This is a genomic window from Nocardia sp. NPDC004278 (assembly GCF_053602975.1).
This window is the reverse complement of sequence record NZ_JBSGEQ010000003.1, coordinates 281,020-300,043: the sequence shown is the minus strand read 5'-3', so window position 1 is coordinate 300,043 and position 19,024 is coordinate 281,020. Positions and strand designations below refer to the sequence as shown.

The following is a 19,024-nucleotide window of genomic DNA, read 5'->3' as shown; positions in this document are numbered from 1 at the left end:
CATGCTCGCCGACACTCACTCACCGCACTGCCTCGCCGACACCCGACTCCGGCGCACGCCGCATTCATGGCACGCTCGCCGACACTCACTCACCGCACTGCCTCGCCGACACCCGACTCCGGCGCACGCCGCATTCATGGCACGCTCGCCGACACTCACTCACCGCACCGCCTCGCCGACACCCGACTCCGGCGCACGCCGCATTCATGGCACGCTCGCCGACACTCACTCACCGCACTGCCTCGCCGACACCCAACTCCGCCACACACCGACGCACGCTGTACACATGGCACGCTCGCCGACACTCACTCACGGCACCGCCTCGCCGACACCCGACTCCGCCGCACACCCGACACGCACTGAGTTCATGGCTCGCTCGCTGACACTCGCGTGCGCGCCGGTACCGTATCCGGTCGTGCTGGTCCTGCTTCCCCCTTCCGAAACCAAGTCCGACGGTGGAACCGGCGGACCGCTAGAGCTGGAGTCGCTGGCGATGCCCCAGCTCACGGCGGTGCGCGATCGGCTCATCGACGAGGTCGTCAAGCTGGCCGCCGACCCGGACACCGCGCGTGCGGTACTCGGCCTCGGCAAGGGGGCCGATACCGAAATCGCTCGCAATGCGGCGTTGCGCAGCTCCGCGACCCGGCCCGCCCTGGAGCGCTACACCGGCGTCCTCTACGACGCTCTCGATGCCCGCTCCTTCACCAAGGTGCAACGCGCCAAGGCCTATGCGCGCCTCGGTATCGGCTCGGCACTGTTCGGCGCTGTGCGCGCGGACGACCTCATCCCCGCCTACCGTCTCTCCGGCGGTGCCAAGCTCCCCGGCCTGTCGACCCTTTCCGCCATCTGGCGCGATGTCCTGCCCGACGCCTTGCACGCCGAGGCCGCGGGCGAACTCGTCATCGACCTGCGTTCGGGCACCTACCAGCAGCTCGGCCGCGTCCCCGATGCCATCACTGCCAATGTCCTCACCGAACACCCCGACGGCTCGCGAACCGTGGTCAGCCACTTCAACAAACACCACAAGGGCCTACTCGCCCGCGCCCTCGTCCTCACCCGCGCCGACCCCACCGACATCCGCACCGTCGCCCGCATCGCCACCAAATCCGGCCTGCGCACCGAAATAGCCTCCCCCACCGAACTCCTCATCATCACCACCTAGACGCTTTCGGCGGCCAGCCAGGAACCGGTTCGGCGGATGCGGCGGGCCAGGTCGGCGGCTCGGGTCAGGCGCGTCAGCCAAGGTTCCGAGTTATCGAGGTCGCGCCAGCACCAGCGGACCACTATCCACCCGAGGGCGCGCAGCGCGTCGTCGCGGACCTTCTCGGCGACCGATTCCGCTGATGGGTGAATGTTGTTGCGGTGCTGGCCCATTTCGTCGAATTCGCCGACGACACCGAGTGTTGGGAACAGGAAGTCGACTCTGGCCACGACGGTTCCCCGCACATCCAGGATGGTGGGCTGCAGTTCCGGCATCGGGAGGGCGGAGTTGTGCAGCGCAACCCGACTGCGGGATTCGCCAGGGCTCTCGGCCCGCCCGTCGAGGAATTCGATGACTCGACGGGCCGCCGGACAGCCGGGACGTCCGGTGGACCGCATCAGTTGCTCAGCAAGTTCGGCACGGGATGTTCGGCCGAGACGCAGCGCGGCATCACCTATTACTACTGCCTGTTCGAAAGGCATGGTGCGGGCCAGATCGATGATCGTGCGCGCCACCGTCGTCACCCGCAGGTCACCGATCCGCACGATCTCGTCCGGTTCCGTCGACGCGGCATGCATCACGACTCGGGGACCGATGCGCGCCCCGGTCTTTCGGTTGCGGGTCAGGTGCACTCGCGTCAGCGGTACGAACCACACCGGTAGCCCATGGGCGACCGCCGCGGAGACATGGCTGACAACCGCGGCGGAACTCGCGCCCGCGGCGACCGCGCCGGTCAGCACCGAATGCCGTTGTGCGGCATTGAGTTCGCCGACATCACCGGTATTGACATAGTGCCCGCGACAAATCCGGTGCCAGGATCGGCCGCGCAGTTCACGACCGGCGACGCCGGCCTGAAGCGCGGCCTGCCGGGAGATCGTTTTCGGTAAGTCCACACCACGATGCTCCCGAGCGGACCATGCCGCCAAAAGCCCCGATCCGCGAAATGTGGACAACTCGCAGGCTGTGGATAAATCCGTGCGCTGACGAGGGCGGTGCGGGCTGGGGCTGCACAGCGCCCGCGGGTAATCGGGGTAACCCGCCCGGCAATGGTGGACTGGCTGTGTCCTTCGGCACCGTGGCCACCATATCGGCGATCGGACGGATCACCACGCACACTCGGTCCCGGCATCGGGCAGGGCCACCGCCTGGGCGCGCAGTCTGGCCAGTCGCCACAGCAGTGTCCGCCGAGGGCAGGGCAGACCGGCGAGATGTTCCATAGTGGGGATGAGAAGGTGACGTGCCTCGGAGCGCTGGAGCTCGCAGTACAGCTCCTCGACGGCGCCACCGTCGCCCGTTTCGCGGAACACCGCCGCCAGATCGAATCCCTTTTCCCTGGCGAAGCGGTGCAGCCGCTGCTCGCACCGGTCGACTCCGTCGGCGACCAAGGCCGTGCGAATAAGTGCGTACATCAGCGGACGCACAGTTGCGGGCATCTCAACCACCCCCTCGATCAAATATCTTCTGCCGCAGCGGTATCGGGCACACGCACGATGGGCAGCTCGCCGATGGCATAGCGCTGACGCAGCCCCGCCTTGTCGTACTTGCCGACGGAAGTCTTCGGAATCTCCGGCAACACCGTCCACCGTTCGGGCAGTTGCCATTTCGGTACCCGGGCCGCCAGGAGGGCGCGGATGTCACGCACCGAATACTCATCCGGCTCCGACCAAACCCTCTGCTCAACGACGGTATCGAGATGCCGCGAATCACGGCCGCGCACTTCATGGCCCACGATGCGAGCCTGGGCCGGCAGAATATGGTCTCCATCGTCCCGCGCGGTAACGACACCCTCGTACTCGGTGGATTGGTCGAACCCGGCGAATGGTCCCTCGACCTCGATGGCGAATACCGGGATTGCGCGCACCTATCAGCCGAAAGATGAAGAGGGCGAACAGCTTCCGCTGGAGTCGACGCGCGGCCCGGTGCGGATTTATCGGTAGACCGCGCAGCAGGGTCCTGATCTGGTGCCGGGCGCCCTACGTAATCCGTTGTCCGAGAGTAAAGTACGTCTAGCATGCAGGGAGGTACTGTTGGATTCCGGTCGAGCGTTGATATATCGCGATCAGGCTGGTGCGATGGTCGTCCGCTACCCGGCCGGTCCGCAGACGGCAGTGTGGATTACCCGCGACGAGCTGGCGCTGAAATGGCGCAGGCATGAGGTGTGGCTGATCGCTGCGGGCGTCACCCTCATCATCATGGGCTACCGCCTGCTCCGGTATCTGATTTCGCTGACGGTTTCGCCCGGTCGCTATCGCACCTGGACCAGCGGTTTCGCCGTGGTGGTGACGACCTTGGCGATCTATGTGGGCGTGCTGGTGGTTCTGGCGGCGCTGTCGGTGCTGGAAGCTCGGCGCGGATCGCCGCGGGTGCGGCGTTATGCGGATCCGGGTGCGGTATTGCAGCTCCGGTACCTGAGCGACGGTCTGGAGTTGACGACCGCCGTCGAGTCCGTGACCTACCCCTACGATCGGATCAAGCGGATCCGGATCCAGGAGCACACCGTGGCGGTGTCCGGTGAGCTGGGCCTGCGAGTGCTTCCGCGCGAACTCTTTCCAGCAGAGGCACTGTCATTCCTCGAGCGTTCGACAGCGGTGCGGCTGCGCTAGGCGAGAAGTGGCTAATTGTAGAGGGAATTCCGGTTCGGCTAGAGCATGTCGGCGTCGGCGGACAGGTCGCGAATGAGCAGTGCGGTGTGCAGCGAGGTGCGGGATTCACCGTCCTCGAGGTCGACGTCGAGGACTCGCTCGATGCGGGCGAGCCGATCGTAGAGGGTCGGTCTGCTGATATTGAGCCGCTTGGCGAGTTCGGTCTTATTGCCCGCCACATCGAGGAACTGCCGCAGCGTGCGCGTCAGATCCGCCGCATGCTGAATGTCGTAGCGCAGCAACGCACTCAGCTCCGTTTCGGCGAAACTCTGCACACCGGGTTCATTGCGGATCAGCGAGAGCAGTCCGCGCAATCGGATATCGCCGCTGCGATAGAACGGCCGCGGCTCTGCCACGCGAGCGACAGGCCCCGAGGCAATAGCGGAGCGTACCCCCGCCGTGCCCCGTGAGCGCGGTAAATCGGATACCGACGACTCCAGCGACAGCGCAACCTCGGCGACGTGCGACGCGTGCGCCAACTCGCGCGCGGTATCCAGCAGCGAATCCCCCTCGGCGCCAACGCCGATGACCACGCGGTGCACCCCGTCCACCCGCCGCACCTCGGCGGTGATCGCCGTGCATACGGTACGGAGCGTGTCGTCCAGATCGGCGCTGCGCACAACCGCGAGCACCATGCTGACCCGATCGCCGTGCTCGGCCGCGGTCAATGCGGTCGCCTTCGACAGTCCGAGTCCGTGGGTCACCGCGTCCAGCACGCCCGCACTGCGGCGCTGCCTGGCGACCTGGTCGGCTTCGGCAAGGGCGGCGACGGCTACCGCGAGCGGAACGTAGTTCACCCGACGGGTCAGCAGACCCAGCGCGGCCGCCCTGGCCTGCGCATCGCGCTCGTCGAGTACGCGGCCATTGACCATATCGTCGATGAGTCCGGTCTGCGCCTGCCGACGCAGGCCGAAGCGGTCCTTGTCGATCATCCGGTGCAGCGTCAGCGTCTGGGCCGCGCGCTCCAGCACCATGCGCGCCCGCGGCGTCGGGACCCGACTCGATCGCAGAATCAGCCGACCCCACCGCTGGGTATGCGGGCCGACCGCGACCACATCCCACCCGTCGGGCCAGAGTCGCGAGGTGGTCTCCCAGTTCTCCAGGATCGTCGAGGTACTGGCATGCCGGGCGGTCAGCGCGAGTACCCGGTGCGCCAGATCTTCCAGCACCACCGAGGAATCGAGCATGTCCGCGGCGGTTTTGACGATCTCGGCCAGCGAGGCCCGGCGCACACTCAACTCGGTGAACGTCTCGTGCACGGTGCGCGCGAACTCCAGTTCGGCGTACTGGTCGGCCACGATGACCCGGTGCACCGCCTCGGTGATCTCCACGAATCGGGTGACCCGATGCAGCGCGACCACCGGCAGCTCGAGTTCATCGGCCAGTTCCACGACTACCCGCGGCAACTCCGGCACAGCATCGCCGAGTTCCACAACCAGCCCGGCCACCCCCGCCGCAGCCAGCGACCGCAGATAGGCGACCGTCGATTCGTCACCACCGGTCAGTGCCAAGCCCGTTGTCAGCATCAGTTCCCCGCCGACCAGCAGTTCGGCGACATCCGGCAGGTCACTGACGTGCACCCACCGCACCGGCCGATCCAGCGATCCCCCACCGACGACCTGCGGCTCGCCCGCGCGCACGACCGGCATGGCCAGCACATCGGCAACGGAGAGCAGCACCTACGAATTGTAAAACCAAATCCGAAATCACGTACAGATCGTTGGGTCGATATGGCCGGTCCATAGTGCAGAGTTAGGACCACAACAGCATCCGACACACCGTCACCACCGGCACACCGCTGAACGGCTACGGCCGACCACCGACTGCCAACCGCCAATAGCCGCCAAACCACCAACCGACGACCGACGGCCATCAACCACCGAGCGACGGCCACCACCGGCCGCCAACCACCAACCGACGGCCGCCAGCGACGAGCGACGAGCGACGAGCGACGAGCGACGAGCGAGTGTCTATCGCCAGCCCGACCGTCAAGCCCGGCAGACACAACCAGATGACCCCACCCCGGCGAACCCTGGGACCCGATCAAAGCATCCGCGCGGCACCGCCCACGGCGCACATCCGGGATCCCGGTGACCGGCCGGGGACAACGGTGCATCGGCACCCAGCACTCAGTGGTCGACGACACCCCCAACGCTCACGGACGAATCGAGGAGATATGCAGACAATCGCGCACTGGCTCGACGGCAAGCCCTTCGCTGGCACGAGTTCGGCGTCCGCGCCGGTGACGAATCCGGCGACCGGGGTGGTGACCGGGCAGGTCGCGCTGGCCGGTGTCGAGGATGCCAGGGCGGTGATCGAATCGGCCAAGGCGGCGTTTCCGGACTGGCGCGATACCTCGCTGGCGCGGCGCACCCAGATCCTGTTCCGGTTCCGCGAACTGCTCAATGAACGCAAGGAAGAACTCGCCGAGCTGATCACGGCCGAGCACGGCAAGGTGCGCTCCGATGCGCTCGGCGAGGTGACCCGCGGCCTGGAGGTAGTCGAATTCGCCTGCGGTGTACCGCATTTGGTGAAGGGCGGATTCACCGAGAATGCGTCGACCAAGGTGGATATCTTCTCGATCCGCCAGCCGCTCGGCCCGGTCGCGGTGATATCACCGTTCAACTTCCCGGCGATGGTGCCGATGTGGTTCTTCCCGATCGCGATAGCCGCCGGGAATACCGTGGTGCTCAAGCCGAGTGAGAAGGATCCGTCCTCTTCGCTGTGGCTGGCCGAGCTGTGGCACGAGGCCGGTTTGCCCGCAGGGGTTTTCAATGTGCTGCAGGGCGATAAGGTCGCGGTCGACGAACTGCTCGACAATCCGAATATCAAGGCCGTCTCATTCGTCGGCTCGACACCGATCGCGAAGTACGTCTACCAGCGCGGCACCGCCAATGGCAAGCGCGTACAGGCGCTCGGCGGCGCCAAGAACCATATGGTCGTGCTGCCCGACGCCGACCTGAATCTGGCCGCCGACGCCGCAGTGAACGCCGGATTCGGCTCCGCGGGTGAGCGTTGTATGGCGATCAGCGTGGTGCTCGCGGTCGGCGCGGTCGGCGACGAACTGGTCGCCAAGATCACCGAGCGCGCCAAGACCATCAAGACCGGCGATGGCACCCGCGATACCGATATGGGCCCGCTGGTGACCCGTGCGCACCGCGATCGCGTCGCCGCCTATATCGATGCGGGCGATTCCGCCGGTGCCACTGTCGTTCTCGACGGACGCGGCGTTCGGGCCGACGGGGAGGCGGACGGATTCTGGCTCGGGCCAACGATTCTCGATCACGTCGGCACCGAGATGAGCGTCTACACCGACGAGATCTTCGGCCCGGTGCTGTCGGTCGTGCGGGTCGACAGCTACGACGAGGCGCTGGCCCTGATCAACGACAACCCCTATGGCAACGGCACCGCGATCTTCACCAATGACGGCGGCGCGGCCCGGCGCTTCCACAACGAGGTGGAGGTCGGGATGGTCGGCATCAATGTGCCGATCCCGGTTCCGATGGCCTACTACAGCTTCGGCGGCTGGAAGAACTCGCTGTTCGGCGATTCGCACGCGCACGGCACCGAGGGCGTGCACTTCTTCACCAGGGCCAAGGCCGTGACGACGCGCTGGCTCGATCCGAGCCACGGCGGACTCGAACTCGGATTCCCGCAGAACAAGTAGCCGGTCCTCGACTCACGCAGGAGAACTCGCCGATGACCCTCCCGAATGGATTGACAGCCGAGGATGCCAGGCGGGCCGCCGCGCGCGCCTACGAGCTCGACCGTCGCCACGTATTCCACTCCTGGTCCGCGCAGGCACAGCTGACGCCGATGACCATCACCGCGGCCCAGGGCTGCTACGTCTGGGATGGCGATGGCAACCGCCTGCTCGATTTCTCCTCGCAGCTGGTGAACACCAATATCGGTCACCAGCATCCGAAAGTCGTTGCCGCGGTACAGGAACAGGCCGCCAAGCTGTGTACCGTGGGACCGCAGCACGTCAACGACGCCCGCTCCGAGGCCGCCCGGCTCATTGCCGAGCGGACCCCGGGCGAGCTGAACAAGATCTTCTTCACCAATGGCGGCGCCGATGCCGTCGAGCATGCGGTCCGGATGGCGCGCCTGCATACCGGGCGCTACAAGGTGCTCGCGCGCTACCGCTCCTATCACGGCGGCACCGAGACCGCGATCAACCTCACCGGCGACCCGCGACGCTGGCCCAATGACCACGGCAATAGCGGGGCCGTCCACTTCTTCGGCCCGTTCCTGTACCGGTCGCAATTCCACGCGAGCACCGAATCCGAGGAAGCCGAACGCGCTTTGGCGCATCTCGAGCAGACCATCGCATTCGAGGGGCCGGATACGATCGCCGCGATTGTGCTCGAATCCATCCCCGGCACCGCGGGGATCATGGTGCCACCGCCCGGATATATGGCGGGTGTGCGGGCGCTGTGCGATAAGTACGGCATCGTCTTCATCGCCGATGAGGTGATGTCGGGTTTCGGCCGCACCGGAAAGTGGTTCGCCATAGCGCATTTCGACGGTGTCGTCCCCGATCTGGTGACCTTCGCCAAGGGGGTGAACTCCGGTTATGTGCCGCTCGGCGGTGTCGCGATCAGTCCGGCCATCGCGGCGAGCTTCGATGATCGCCCCTACCCGGGCGGGCTGACCTATTCGGGTCATCCGTTGGCGACGGCGGCCGCGGTCGCCACCATCAACGCGATGCGCGACGAGCGAATCGTGGAGAATGCCGCCGATATCGGTGAGCGAGTCCTCGGTCCGGGTCTGCACGAACTCGCCGAACGCCATCCCAGCATCGGTGATGTGCGCGGTACCGGCGTGTTCTGGGCGCTGGAACTGGTGCGGGACAGGCAAACTCGCGAACCGCTGGCCCCCTATGGCGGCACCAGCACCGCGATGTCGGAGACGGTCGCCGCGGCGAAGGCGGCGGGCCTGCTGCTCTTCGTCAATTTCAATCGGCTGCATGTGGTCCCGCCGTGTGTCATCGGCGAGGCGGAGGCGAAGGAGGGGCTGGCGATCCTCGACCAGGTGCTTTCCATTGCCGACGGGCACGTGGACTGAGCAGATTCGGACGCCGCTCGGGCCCCTCGCCGCTGCGGCCTGATCCGACAATACCTAGCGCGCGTCCAGCCGATCGGAGCGGGAATGTTCTTGATCGGCCGAACGTTTCACTTCCGCATGACCAGTGCTGCGCTTTCCGATGAGTTGAAGAAGTATCTGGACGAGGCCAAGGTGTATGCGACCGCGGCCACGATCGGGCCGAACGGACAACCGCATCTGACCGTCATCTGGCTCAAGCGCGACGGCGACGACCTGCTGTTCTCCACCACCGTGGATCGCCAGCAGGGCAAGAACCTCGCCCGCGACCCGCGGATCACCGTCATGATCAATCCGCCGGAGAACCCGTACGTGTACGCGGAGATTCGCGGCACCGCCACCCTGACGCCCGATCCGGACAAGGCACTCCCGAACGAGCTGGCGAACCACTACCACGGACTCCCGTACGTCGAATTCAACCCCGCCTCCGTCAATGACGGACTCCGCGTGATCGTCCGGGTCACCCCGCGCAAGGTCGCCGGCCGCCTGTGAGCCGACGGCCGAGCGGATCACCCCTGCTTGGCCGCCTCCTGAGCATGCTGCGCCTGTCCCACCTCCGCTGCGGTGTATCGCAAGGTCAGCGCGACCAGACCGACGAGCAGCGCGCCGAACGCGGCGACGAAAAGTACCAGCGTGTAACCGCTGCCGAGGGCATCGAGTTGGGCCGGGGTCATGTCGGAGGGTTTGCCGGTGGTGCCACCGAGTGACAGCGTGCGGGTGGCGGCGACCGGTGCGAGCAGTCCGATCGCGACCGGTGTGCCCAGATTCATGAACATCTGGCCGACCGCCGTCAGCGGTCCGATATTCCTCGACGGCACACCGACCAGCACGCACAGCGGGACCATCACCACCGCCACGCCGATGCCGAATCCGATGACGATGAACAGCACCAGCAGCGTCGGCAGGTACCGCACGCCGCGGTCCAGGGTCGAGCCGAACAGCAATCCGGCGACCATGATCGCCGCGGCACCGCTCAATAGCCAGCGCGGCGCCACGGTCATCGCCAGTTTCGAGGCGAGCGCGGTACCCATACCCGCGCCGATGGTGAACGGAATGAAGGCGAGCCCGGCGACCAGCGGGCTGTATCCGACGGCATTCTGGACGAACAGACCCGCGAAGTAGGTTGTCGCGCCGAGCACTCCGCTGGCCAGCAGGATCGCACCGAAGGTCGCGTTGCGGTCGCGATGATCGAACAGCGACCAGGGCAATAGCGGATTGCGGACCCACCGCTCGGCGAGGATGAAGCAGATCAGCAGCACCACACCGGCGACCAGCGAGCCGATGATGATCGGGCTGTCCCAGCCGAATTCGGGTCCCTCGGTTGCACCGAATACCAAGGACGCGCACGCCGCCGTGCCGAGCACTGCACCGCGCACGTCCAGGGGTAGTCGATGGTGGGCAGTATCGCGCAGTTGGAACAGCGCACCCCACAAGATCATCACCCCGATCGGCACATTGATCAGGAATATCCACCGCCAACTCGCCTCGGTCAGCGCGCCGCCGATCACCAAACCGCCGACCGAGCCGACCGCCATCATCGAGCCGAAGATCGCGATCGCTTTGTTGCGCTCCCGGCCGGGTGCGAAGGTGGTCGCCACCAGGGCCAGTGCCGTCGGGGCCGCGAGCGCCGCACCGGTGCCCTGGATCGCGCGGGCCGCGATCAGCATCCCGTCGTTCTGGGCGAGTCCGCACAGCAGTGAGGCCACTGTGAACAGCGCGACCCCGGCGATGAACATGGGCTTGCGGCCGAACGAGTCACCGATCCGGCCGCCGAGCAGCATCAGCCCCGCGAACGGCAAGCCGTACGCGGTGACCATCCAGGCGCTACCCGAACTCGACAGTCCCAGTTCGTCCTGTAGTCGGGGCAGCGCGAGAATCACCACCGTGCCGTCGAGCACGACCATCAGCTGCAACCCGCTCAGCACCAGAATTGCGAGTCCGAACGCCCGCCGCGTCACCGGATAACGCGTCGTCGCGGGATTGTCTGGCACAGTCAGCCACTGTAGTCAGGACCGACGGATGACCGGAATCGGCCCGGTCCGCGGGATGACCGGCATGGACCCGGTCCGCTGCGATTCCTCCTGCGCATGCTGCGCCTCGGCCAGTTGTGTCGGCGTGAAACGCAGCATCAGGGCGATGAAGCCAGCCGCGACCGCGACGAGTGAGCAGACCGCGAGAACCAGCGTGTACCCGCTGCCGAGCGCGAAGATCTCGGCCTCGTTCATATCCGCCGCCTTTCCGGTGCGCCCGCCCATGGACATCGTGCGCGAGGCCGCGATCGGAGTCAGCAGCCCGATGAACACCGGCGTCGCCAAACTCATGAACATCTGGCCCACCGCGGACAGCGGACCGATATCCGACGGCGGCACACCGACCAGCACGCACAGCGGCGCGAGCACCATTGCAACGCCGACGCCGAAACCGATCACGATCAGCAGCGGCAGCAGGATGGTCAGGTAGCTCACACCGCCATCGAGCTGCGAACCGACCAGCAGGCCGGCCGACAACACGAACGCGGAGCCGCACAGCAGCCAGCGCGGTGCGACGACCAACGCCGCCTTGGAGGCCAGCCCGCCGCCGACGCCGATCCCGATCGTGAACGGAATCGAGGCGACACCGGCCACCAGCGGGCCGTAGCCGAGCACATTCTGCAGAAACTGTGCGACAAAGAACGTCATCGCGCCGAGCACACCACCGGCCAGGAAGATCAGTGCGAAGGTGGTGATCCGATCGCGGCTGTCGAACAGCGACCACGGCAGCAGTGGATCGTCGACGGTGCGCTCCACGACCAAGAAGACGATGAGCAGCACCACACCCGCCACCAGCGCGCCGATGATCGCCGGACTGCCCCAGCCCATTTCCGGCCCTTCGGTCGCGCCGAAGACGATCGAGGCGCAGGCCAGGGTGCCGAGCACCGCGCCGCGGATATCGAGTGGGGACCGATGGTGTTCGGTGTCCGCGAGCTGGAACAGCGCACCGATGATGATCAATGTGCCGATCGGCACATTGATCAGGAAGATCCAGCGCCAGGACAGCTGGGTCAGTGCACCGCCGACCACCAGACCGCCGACCGATCCGATACCGACCATCGAGCCGACGAACGCGATCGCCTGATTGCGCGCCTTTCCGGGCGCGAAGGTCGTCGCCACCAGCGCGAAAGCCGTCGGCGCCGCGATCGCGGCACCCGCACCCTGCACCGCGCGCGCCGCGATCAGCATGGCCTGACTCTGCGCGAGTCCGCAGAGCAGCGACGCGACCGTGAACAATCCGACGCCGACCATCAGCATCCGCTTACGCCCGAATGCATCGCCGAGTCGCCCGCCGAGCAGCATGAGACCGGCGAAGGTCAGTCCGTACGAGGTCACCGTCCATGCGGCCCCCGCGCTGGTCATGCCCATCTCCTGCTGCAGTCGCGGCAGGGCGAAGATCACCACCGTGCCGTCGAGCACAACCATCAGCTGCAACCCGCTCAACACCAGAATCGCGAGCCCGAAGGCCCGCTCCGTCACCGGATACTTCATCGTCGCCGCGGGATTATCGAGCACGGTGAGCCACTGTAATTGATACCGGTCTCACCTCCGCGCCCGCGCGGGTGCGATTCACGCAGTCATAGCGGAAGCCGCTGGGCCTTGTGACAAGCCCCAATTGTCTGTGCTATTCGGCCGATGACGCGGCGCGCGGCTCGACGGGATCGGCCGAAAAACCTGCCGTGGGGCCGATGACGACGATCGCGGGCGGGCGGATGCCCTCCGCGCGGACGCGGGCAGCGACGGTGCCGAGGTCGGCGCGCAGGACGCGCTGGGTGCGCAGGGTTCCCTCCTGGATGACGGTCGCCGGGGTGTCGGCGGGGCGGCCGCCCTCGATCAGCGCGGTCGCGAATTGTTCGATGCGCTCGACCGCCATCATCAGCACGATCGTGCCGCGCAGCCGGGCCAGGGCGGGCCAGTCGACCAGCGAATCCGGGTGGTCGGGTGCGACATGGCCGCTCACCACGACGAACTCATGGGTGACGCCGCGATGGGTCACCGGGATGCCCGCGGCGGCGGGGACGGAGATGGGGCTGGTGATACCCGGCACCACGGTCACCGGAACGCCCGCCTCGACGCAGGCCTCGAGTTCCTCATAGCCACGGCCGAAGACATACGGGTCGCCACCCTTGAGCCGCACCACGAATTTGCCCGCCTTCGCACCCTCGATCAGCGCGGAATTGATCGCCTCCTGCGCCATGGCCCGCCCGTACGGAATCTTCGCCGCATCGATCACCTCGACATCAGGACCGAGTTCGGCCAACAGCTCCGGCGGTGCGAGCCGGTCGGCGACAACGAGATTCGCGCGCGCGAGCAGGCGGCGGCCGCGCACCGTGATCAGATCCGGATCGCCGGGACCTCCGCCGACCAGCGCGACGCCCGGGGTGATCGGCGTCGAATCATCGATCACCACACCCGATTGCAGCGCCTCCAGCAGCGCATTGCGCACCGCCGCCGAGCGCCGATGCTGGCCACCGGCCAGCACACCGAGGGTGAGGCCGTCGTGCCGGGCGGTCGCAGGAGTCACCGCGGTGCCGAGCCGAGCACTGTCGGCGCGCACACAGAAGATCCGCCGCCGGGTGGCCTCCTCGACCACCGCGGCATTGGTCTCCGGTTCATCGGTGCAGGCGATCGCGTACCAGGCGCCGTCCAGATCGCCATCGGCATAGGCACGCAAGCTCAGCGTGAGCTGCCCCGATGTCGCCATGCCCTCCACCGCCGGGGTGACTTCGCGACTGACCACATGCACATCCGCCCCGGATGCGATCAGCAACCCGAGCCTGCGCTGCGCCACCGTCCCGCCACCGACCACGACCACACGCCGCCCATTGAGATCGAGCCCGACCAGGTAGTTCGGATCGCTGGCTGGACGCGCATCGGAGTCGTGTTCCGACTGGTCATCGGTGGGTACAGGCGTGTTCGGCACAGTGTTCGAGCCTACGTCCTGCGTGTGTGCTCGCGGCACTCACCCGCCACAGCAACTGCGCGGCAAGGCATCGCCCGTGAGCTGGCGATCCGCGACCAGTAGGCCGGCCGACATCAGGCGGATGCCGACGGTCCTTGCCCCAACCGGATTTCGGCTCGAGCGGTCCTTATACTTCGGCACATGAATCGCTGGGGCCGGGTGGTCCGTGCGGCGGTATCGGTGCTGTTGATCGGCTGGCTCGCGACGGGTGGTAGCGCGCAGGCGGATCCGGCGGCCTATACGCCTGCCGACGGAGTCGAATCGATGTACTTCCAGGCGGGCCCCTCGGAGGTCACCGAAGAGATCGGATTCGGTTGTTGTGATTCGACGGGGGCCGAGTACGACATCTGGTACCCGAGCGATCTCGGTGCTACTCGGCATCCGATCGTGGTGTGGGGCAACGGCACCGATGCGGTGCCGAGCCAATACGGCCATCTGCTGCGGCATTTGGCGTCGTGGGGATTCGTCGTGATCGCGACGGAGAATCGGCAGACCGGGTCCGGGGTCGACATACTCTCGTCGCTGACCTATCTGCTGGACCGAGCGCAGGATCCGTCGAGCGCGTTTTTCGGAAAGCTGGACCCGACGGCGGTCGGCGCGCTGGGCCATTCGCAAGGCGCGAACGGTGTACTCAACGCGATGATCAAATCGGCCGGGGCGATCAAGACCGTGATTCCGTTCGAATTGCCCGCCCGGATCTGGTGCTCGGGCACCTGTGCCGACACTCGGAGCCTGAGTTCGGGTTCGCTGTTCTTGGTGAACGGCTCGGCGGATACATTCATTTCACCGTCGGATCAGCTACGGCCGTGGGAGTCCAGCGGGTTGCAGTCGAATCGGGCGTATTACGAGGCGGCAACCGTGCCGAAGGCATGGGGCACGCTGAACGGGTTGAACCACAACGATATTCAGGGCCAACCGGACTGCACTCGAGCTTCCTTCTCGTGCACCACCGGGGTGTACGGATACCTGGGCTATCCGACCGCCTGGCTGCTGGCCGAACTCCGTGGCGACACCACCGCCCGCAGCATATTCGTCGCGGGCACCGGCCCATTTCTGGCCTCATCACCGAACTGGAGCAACCAAACCAGCACGGTGCACTGACGTCGTGACGAACTGTCCGCAGCGAAGCTCGCGCTGGCGTACGATTCGTCGGTTGTCCGGAACCCGGTCAGCAACCAGTGTTCAGGGATGGCATTGACCGATGACACGCCGCTGGCCTCCGAATACGCCGATCGCGTCATCGCGGTGGAACCGGGCGGCAACGAATACATCCCCGACGACGCGCGGCACGGCACCCCGGGCCAACTCTTCTGGACCTGGACCTCACCGAACCTGGAGTTCGCCACCATCTTCATCGGCGTGCTGTCGGTGACCGCCTTCGGCATGAACTTCTGGCAAGCCGGACTCGGGCTGGCAGTCGGCGTCGGACTCGGCGCGGCCGCACATTACGTATTGTCAGCGCGCGGCCCACTATTCGGTGTGCCGCAAATGGTCTTGGGCCGTATCGCATTCGGCTATCGCGGCAACGCGCTGCCCGCGGCATTCATGTCGATCATGTGCGGCGTCGGCTGGTTCGCTACCAATAGCGTCAGCGGTGCGTTCGCGCTGAGCACACTGATCGGGATGCCCAAACTCGCCGCACTGGTGCTGATCGTGGTGGCGCAGACGGGATTTGCCGTCTTCGGTCACAATCTGGTGCACGCATTCGAGCGGATCGTGTTCCCGGTGCTGGCCATGGTGTTCCTGATCGTGACGGTCGTGATCTTCACCAAGGCCGACCTCGGTGCCGCGGCGCCGTCCGGTGGCGTGGGCGGTATCGGCGGGTTCCTGCTCACCGTCGGCACCGCGTTCGGGTACGCGGGTGGCTGGAATCCGTACGCGGCGGACTACTCTCGCTATCTGCCCGCCACGGTGTCGAAGGTCGCGACGGGCGGATACGCGGCGGCCGGATTGTTCGTCTCCTGCCTGTGGCTGTCGGTGCTCGGCGCCGCCTCGGCGACCATCGCCAGCACGGTTGTCGGCAGTCCGACCGATATCTTCACGGCGAATCTGCCTACGGTGCTTGCCGATCTGACATTGTTGGCGATCGCCATCGGGGCCGTCGCCGCCAATGCGCTCAATGTGTATTCGGGTGCGATGGCTTTCGTGACAATTGGTGTCAAGTTGCCGCTGCGTACCCAGCGGGCCGTTGTATCGATCGCGTTCGGCGCTATCGGATTTCTGGTCGCGTGGTGGGCACTGCCCGACGCAGCAGCCAGTTACGAGGCGTTCCTGCTCGTCGTCGCGTACTGGATCGGTCCCTGGCTCGGCGTCATGTTCGCCGACCAATACCTGCGACGCGGCCGCAAACTCGGCGGTCTGCTGTACAACCGCTCCTACACCAATTGGGGTGGTGTGGCAGCATTCCTGATCGGTCTGGTCATCTCCGTATTGTTGTTTTCCAACCAAGCCAAGTTCACCGGCTACGCGGTTCGCGAGCTACCGGACCTCGGCGATATCACCTTCTTCGTCGGCTTCCTGCTCGCTGGAGCCGCCTATTTGGTGCTCGCGCGCCCAGGTAACTCCGCCGAAGATTCGGTCGCCGCGTCTACCGAGTGACCGCGCCGGCGGTGTATGGGCCGACGATTGCCGATTCAGTGGACCTGATCAGGCGCAGGCCGTACAGTTGAGTTATCACGCGAGTGATGCTGGCGATGGGACGCCGCTGCTACGACGTCCCATCTTGTGGGTTTACTCAGCCCGCAACCAGCGGACCAGAACGAGGGCCCCGGCGATCACGGCAGCTAATCCGAGACAGATGCCGTAGTCGACCGGGGCCTTGCTCTTTTTCCGGCGATGTTTCGCCATCCCCACCACCTCCCTTCTGGGCGCGGAGTAGGACCGAGTCCTCCGGCCCTCGAAGAGAGGTGGCATCACCGTACGTGAGCCCACCGACGAAAACTGGTGTACTGCTGGGATTTTCCGACGCCCACGGCGCGTCAGCGCACTGCGGCGAGTCGGTGGGCGCACAGGGCTAGCAGCAAGGTTCCGGCCAATGCCGGGTCGCTCGGGTCGTAACCGAGGAGCTCGCGGATGCGGTCGAGGCGTTGGTAGAGAGATTGGCGTCCGATATGCAAGGCGGTGGCGCTGCGAGTCGGGCTGGCGCCGTGCCGGAGGTAGACCTCCAGGGTGCGCGACAAATCGCTGTGATGGCTTGCGTCCCAGGCGATCAGAGGTGCGACGGTGGTGGCTATCAAGCGAGTTCGTTCGGATTCCGGCAGAGATTCGACCACCAACTCAGTGGCCAGCTCACGGCAGGTCGAGATCGGACCGCCCGCCAGCCGATCCCGGCGATGAAGCGTCGCGAGCCGGAGTGCGGAGCGTGTGGCTTGCAGCGAGCCGGTGAGCGCGGGCGCGGTGAACTCACAAGGATCGCCGACCACGATCGTGACCCCTTCGACAGTATTGGTGGCAAACGACTTTCGCAGTACGCGCACTGTCTCACCGACCGGATCCGCACCACCTCGCTCGACCGTGAGCAACCCATACGTCGTGGCATGAACCTCCCCGACCAGCCCTGACCTACCGAGTTCCTTTGCCGCGGTATCCAATAGACGCGCGGCAATACGCGCATCAGGCGCGTCGAGCGCGACCGGGACCAGTATCCGTCCCGACAGCGCAGGAACTCCGGCTGCGGTACCGCGCACCTTCAGATCCGCCTGCCGAATCGGCTTGCCGTCCAATAGATCCGCCAGCAGCGTCATCGCCGCAAGCTGCGGCCGACCGGTCGGCGCACCCGAATTCGTCAGGGCCAAGCCGAGGCTCGGCGCGGACTGCTCCAGCACCTGCGCCAGCGTGGCCTCGTCGAGCCCGGATCCCGGTCCCGCCGTGAGCGTTCCCCAGTTTTTCTCCCGTGCACGGATCGGTGCCGAGGCGACCGCCGCTTCGACGGCGGCCCACGCCGACCGATCATCATCGACGCCGTGCGCCGCGATCAGCGCACCATTGCCGCTGGTCACGATCAACGCACAGCCGGTAGCCGCACCGATCCTGGCGAGCAGATGCGCCAACCCGTTACCCGCCGCGAGTTCCCTGGTGACATCGCGCGCGAGCTCGTTGAGCAACCGCAGCGCCGACACCTCGCGCGACACGATCTCGGTATTGGCCGCGCGGCACAGGTCGATGAACGGCACCACAGCGCGCAGCGCGATCAGCGGCAGCCCATTGCGCGAGGCCTCCGCGACCATATCCGGCGGCATCGCGTCGAAGGTGCGCCCCAACTCGAACGCCACCCCGGCTACCCCGCGGCCCGCGATCTCGCGCAGATAGTGCCGCCGCGTCCCCGCATCGACACCGGCCAGGCCCAGGCCGGTGGTGAGCAGCAGTTCCCCACCGGACAGCAGCGGGCTGATCTCGTAGATCTCGCTGGAGTGCACCCAGCGAACCGACCGCCCCAATCTACTGTGACCAGCGAGAACGAGCGGATCGGCCGCACTGAACTGGTCGGCGAGTAGCTCGCGGACGGTGGGCAACATATGGTCATCTTGTCACCCCGGCCGTCGATCTGAGCGGACGAACTGTACGTTGCGATAGCCGCCCGGTTCCTGGAGGTTGGAGCCATGACGCAGGCGATACCGGCACGGCAACTGCTAGAGGTGGCTTATGACGAGGCACTGCGGGGGCTGGCGGAAGGCGGGATCCCGATCGGCGCGGCCCTGTTCGCGGCGGACGGCACTCTGCTCGGACGCGGGCACAACCGCCGGGTGCAGTCCGACGACCCCAGCATCCACGCCGAGACCGATGCGTTTCGCAATGCGGGCCGTCGCCGCGACTACGGCTCGACCATCATGGTGACCACCCTCTCGCCCTGCTGGTACTGCAGCGGGCTGGTTCGCCAGTTCGGCATCGGAGCGGTCATCATCGGGGAGTCGCAGACCTTCCACGGCGGCCACGACTGGCTGGCCGAACACGGCGTCGCGGTGACCGTGCTCGAAGACCAGCGCTGCATCGACCTGATGACCGAGTTCATCGCCGACCAGCCACTGCTCTGGCACGAAGACATCGGGGTGTCCGACCAGATCGACGCATAGCGACAGAACACTTCCGT

General features: G+C 66.3%; 16 protein-coding genes. 8 read left to right on the top strand and 8 right to left on the bottom strand.

What is annotated here, in order from left to right:
• Window positions 1-415 precede the first annotated feature (415 nt).
• Window positions 416-1,162, top strand: a complete 747-nt coding sequence (gene yaaA, locus ACWEO2_RS06325; RefSeq protein ID WP_452404526.1) for a peroxide stress protein YaaA — start codon at window positions 416-418, stop codon at window positions 1,160-1,162.
• Here yaaA and ACWEO2_RS06320 read toward each other — a convergent pair.
• The 3 genes from ACWEO2_RS06320 to ACWEO2_RS06310 form a co-directional block, all read right to left on the bottom strand.
• A complete protein-coding gene (locus ACWEO2_RS06320) occupies window positions 1,159-2,094 on the bottom strand; it encodes a hypothetical protein (RefSeq protein ID WP_452404376.1) in 936 nt (311 codons plus the stop codon). The genes yaaA and ACWEO2_RS06320 overlap by 4 nt on opposite strands.
• A 210-nt stretch (window positions 2,095-2,304) precedes the next feature.
• The gene (locus ACWEO2_RS06315; protein WP_452404375.1) at window positions 2,305-2,634 is read right to left on the bottom strand and encodes a hypothetical protein; all 330 of its coding nucleotides are present in this window, start codon (window positions 2,632-2,634) and stop codon (window positions 2,305-2,307) included.
• Window positions 2,635-2,651: 17 nt separating this feature from the next.
• Window positions 2,652-3,062 (bottom strand): hypothetical protein, encoded by a 411-nt coding sequence (locus ACWEO2_RS06310; protein ID WP_452404374.1) that lies wholly within the window; start codon window positions 3,060-3,062, stop codon window positions 2,652-2,654.
• A 166-nt stretch (window positions 3,063-3,228) separates the two neighbouring features.
• Here ACWEO2_RS06310 and ACWEO2_RS06305 point away from each other — a divergent pair, with 166 nt between their 5' ends.
• Window positions 3,229-3,804 (top strand): hypothetical protein, encoded by a 576-nt coding sequence (locus ACWEO2_RS06305; protein WP_452404373.1) that lies wholly within the window; start codon window positions 3,229-3,231, stop codon window positions 3,802-3,804.
• A gap of 38 nt (window positions 3,805-3,842) precedes the next feature.
• Here ACWEO2_RS06305 and ACWEO2_RS06300 read toward each other — a convergent pair whose 3' ends face one another.
• Window positions 3,843-5,522 (bottom strand): PucR family transcriptional regulator, encoded by a 1,680-nt coding sequence (locus ACWEO2_RS06300; RefSeq protein ID WP_452404372.1) that lies wholly within the window; start codon window positions 5,520-5,522, stop codon window positions 3,843-3,845.
• 497 nt (window positions 5,523-6,019) lie between these two features.
• On the opposite strand from ACWEO2_RS06300, the gene ACWEO2_RS06295 reads away from it, so the two are divergent.
• The 3 genes from ACWEO2_RS06295 (at window position 6,020) to ACWEO2_RS06285 (ending at window position 9,438) form a co-directional block, all read left to right on the top strand.
• Complete coding sequence (locus ACWEO2_RS06295; RefSeq protein ID WP_452404371.1) at window positions 6,020-7,510, top strand: CoA-acylating methylmalonate-semialdehyde dehydrogenase; 1,491 nt, start codon at window positions 6,020-6,022, stop codon at window positions 7,508-7,510.
• Between the two features lie 32 nt (window positions 7,511-7,542).
• Window positions 7,543-8,910 carry an aminotransferase class III-fold pyridoxal phosphate-dependent enzyme gene (locus ACWEO2_RS06290; RefSeq protein ID WP_452404370.1) on the top strand — a complete coding sequence of 456 codons (1,368 nt, stop codon included), beginning with the start codon at window positions 7,543-7,545 and terminating at the stop codon, window positions 8,908-8,910.
• A 117-nt stretch (window positions 8,911-9,027) separates the two neighbouring features.
• Entirely contained in the window at window positions 9,028-9,438 is a 411-nt protein-coding gene (locus tag ACWEO2_RS06285) for a PPOX class F420-dependent oxidoreductase (RefSeq protein WP_452404369.1), read from the top strand.
• Window positions 9,439-9,455: 17 nt separating this feature from the next.
• Here the strand turns inward: ACWEO2_RS06285 and ACWEO2_RS06280 are convergent, their stop codons facing one another.
• The 3 genes from ACWEO2_RS06280 to cobA form a co-directional block, all read right to left on the bottom strand.
• On the bottom strand, window positions 9,456-10,937 hold the full coding sequence (locus ACWEO2_RS06280) for an MFS transporter (RefSeq protein WP_452404368.1): 1,482 nt from the start codon (window positions 10,935-10,937) through the stop codon (window positions 9,456-9,458).
• A 15-nt stretch (window positions 10,938-10,952) separates the two neighbouring features.
• Entirely contained in the window at window positions 10,953-12,467 is a 1,515-nt protein-coding gene (locus tag ACWEO2_RS06275; protein WP_452404525.1) for an MFS transporter, read from the bottom strand.
• Between the two features lie 133 nt (window positions 12,468-12,600).
• Window positions 12,601-13,821, bottom strand: coding sequence for a uroporphyrinogen-III C-methyltransferase (gene cobA, locus ACWEO2_RS06270; RefSeq protein WP_452404524.1), 1,221 nt, complete (start codon window positions 13,819-13,821; stop codon window positions 12,601-12,603).
• 258 nt (window positions 13,822-14,079) lie between these two features.
• Between cobA and ACWEO2_RS06265 the strand changes: the two genes are divergently transcribed.
• Both ACWEO2_RS06265 and ACWEO2_RS06260 read left to right on the top strand, forming a co-directional pair.
• Window positions 14,080-15,039, top strand: a complete 960-nt coding sequence (locus tag ACWEO2_RS06265) for a poly(ethylene terephthalate) hydrolase family protein (protein WP_452404367.1) — start codon at window positions 14,080-14,082, stop codon at window positions 15,037-15,039.
• An 87-nt stretch (window positions 15,040-15,126) separates the two neighbouring features.
• Window positions 15,127-16,536, top strand: a complete 1,410-nt coding sequence (locus ACWEO2_RS06260) for a purine-cytosine permease family protein (protein WP_452404366.1) — start codon at window positions 15,127-15,129, stop codon at window positions 16,534-16,536.
• Between the two features lie 380 nt (window positions 16,537-16,916).
• Here ACWEO2_RS06260 and ACWEO2_RS06255 read toward each other — a convergent pair whose 3' ends face one another.
• A complete protein-coding gene (locus tag ACWEO2_RS06255) occupies window positions 16,917-18,452 on the bottom strand; it encodes a PucR family transcriptional regulator (RefSeq protein ID WP_452404365.1) in 1,536 nt (511 codons plus the stop codon).
• Window positions 18,453-18,536: 84 nt separating this feature from the next.
• On the opposite strand from ACWEO2_RS06255, the gene ACWEO2_RS06250 reads away from it, so the two are divergent.
• The gene (locus ACWEO2_RS06250; RefSeq protein WP_452404364.1) at window positions 18,537-19,007 is read left to right on the top strand and encodes a nucleoside deaminase; all 471 of its coding nucleotides are present in this window, start codon (window positions 18,537-18,539) and stop codon (window positions 19,005-19,007) included.
• Window positions 19,008-19,024 lie beyond the last annotated feature (17 nt).

Excerpts from the sequence above, each read along its gene's own strand:
- ACWEO2_RS06315 (WP_452404375.1), bottom strand. The coding sequence starts at position 2,634 with ATGCCCGCAACTGTGCGTCCGCTGATGTACGCACTTATTCGCACGGCC.
- ACWEO2_RS06295 (WP_452404371.1), top strand. The coding sequence starts at position 6,020 with ATGCAGACAATCGCGCACTGGCTCGACGGCAAGCCCTTCGCTGGCACG.
- ACWEO2_RS06290 (WP_452404370.1), top strand. The coding sequence starts at position 7,543 with ATGACCCTCCCGAATGGATTGACAGCCGAGGATGCCAGGCGGGCCGCC.
- ACWEO2_RS06285 (WP_452404369.1), top strand. The coding sequence starts at position 9,028 with ATGACCAGTGCTGCGCTTTCCGATGAGTTGAAGAAGTATCTGGACGAG.
- ACWEO2_RS06275 (WP_452404525.1), bottom strand. The coding sequence starts at position 12,467 with ATGAAGTATCCGGTGACGGAGCGGGCCTTCGGGCTCGCGATTCTGGTG.
- ACWEO2_RS06265 (WP_452404367.1), top strand. The coding sequence starts at position 14,080 with ATGAATCGCTGGGGCCGGGTGGTCCGTGCGGCGGTATCGGTGCTGTTG.
- ACWEO2_RS06260 (WP_452404366.1), top strand. The coding sequence starts at position 15,127 with ATGGCATTGACCGATGACACGCCGCTGGCCTCCGAATACGCCGATCGC.
- ACWEO2_RS06255 (WP_452404365.1), bottom strand. The coding sequence starts at position 18,452 with ATGTTGCCCACCGTCCGCGAGCTACTCGCCGACCAGTTCAGTGCGGCC.
- ACWEO2_RS06250 (WP_452404364.1), top strand. The coding sequence starts at position 18,537 with ATGACGCAGGCGATACCGGCACGGCAACTGCTAGAGGTGGCTTATGAC.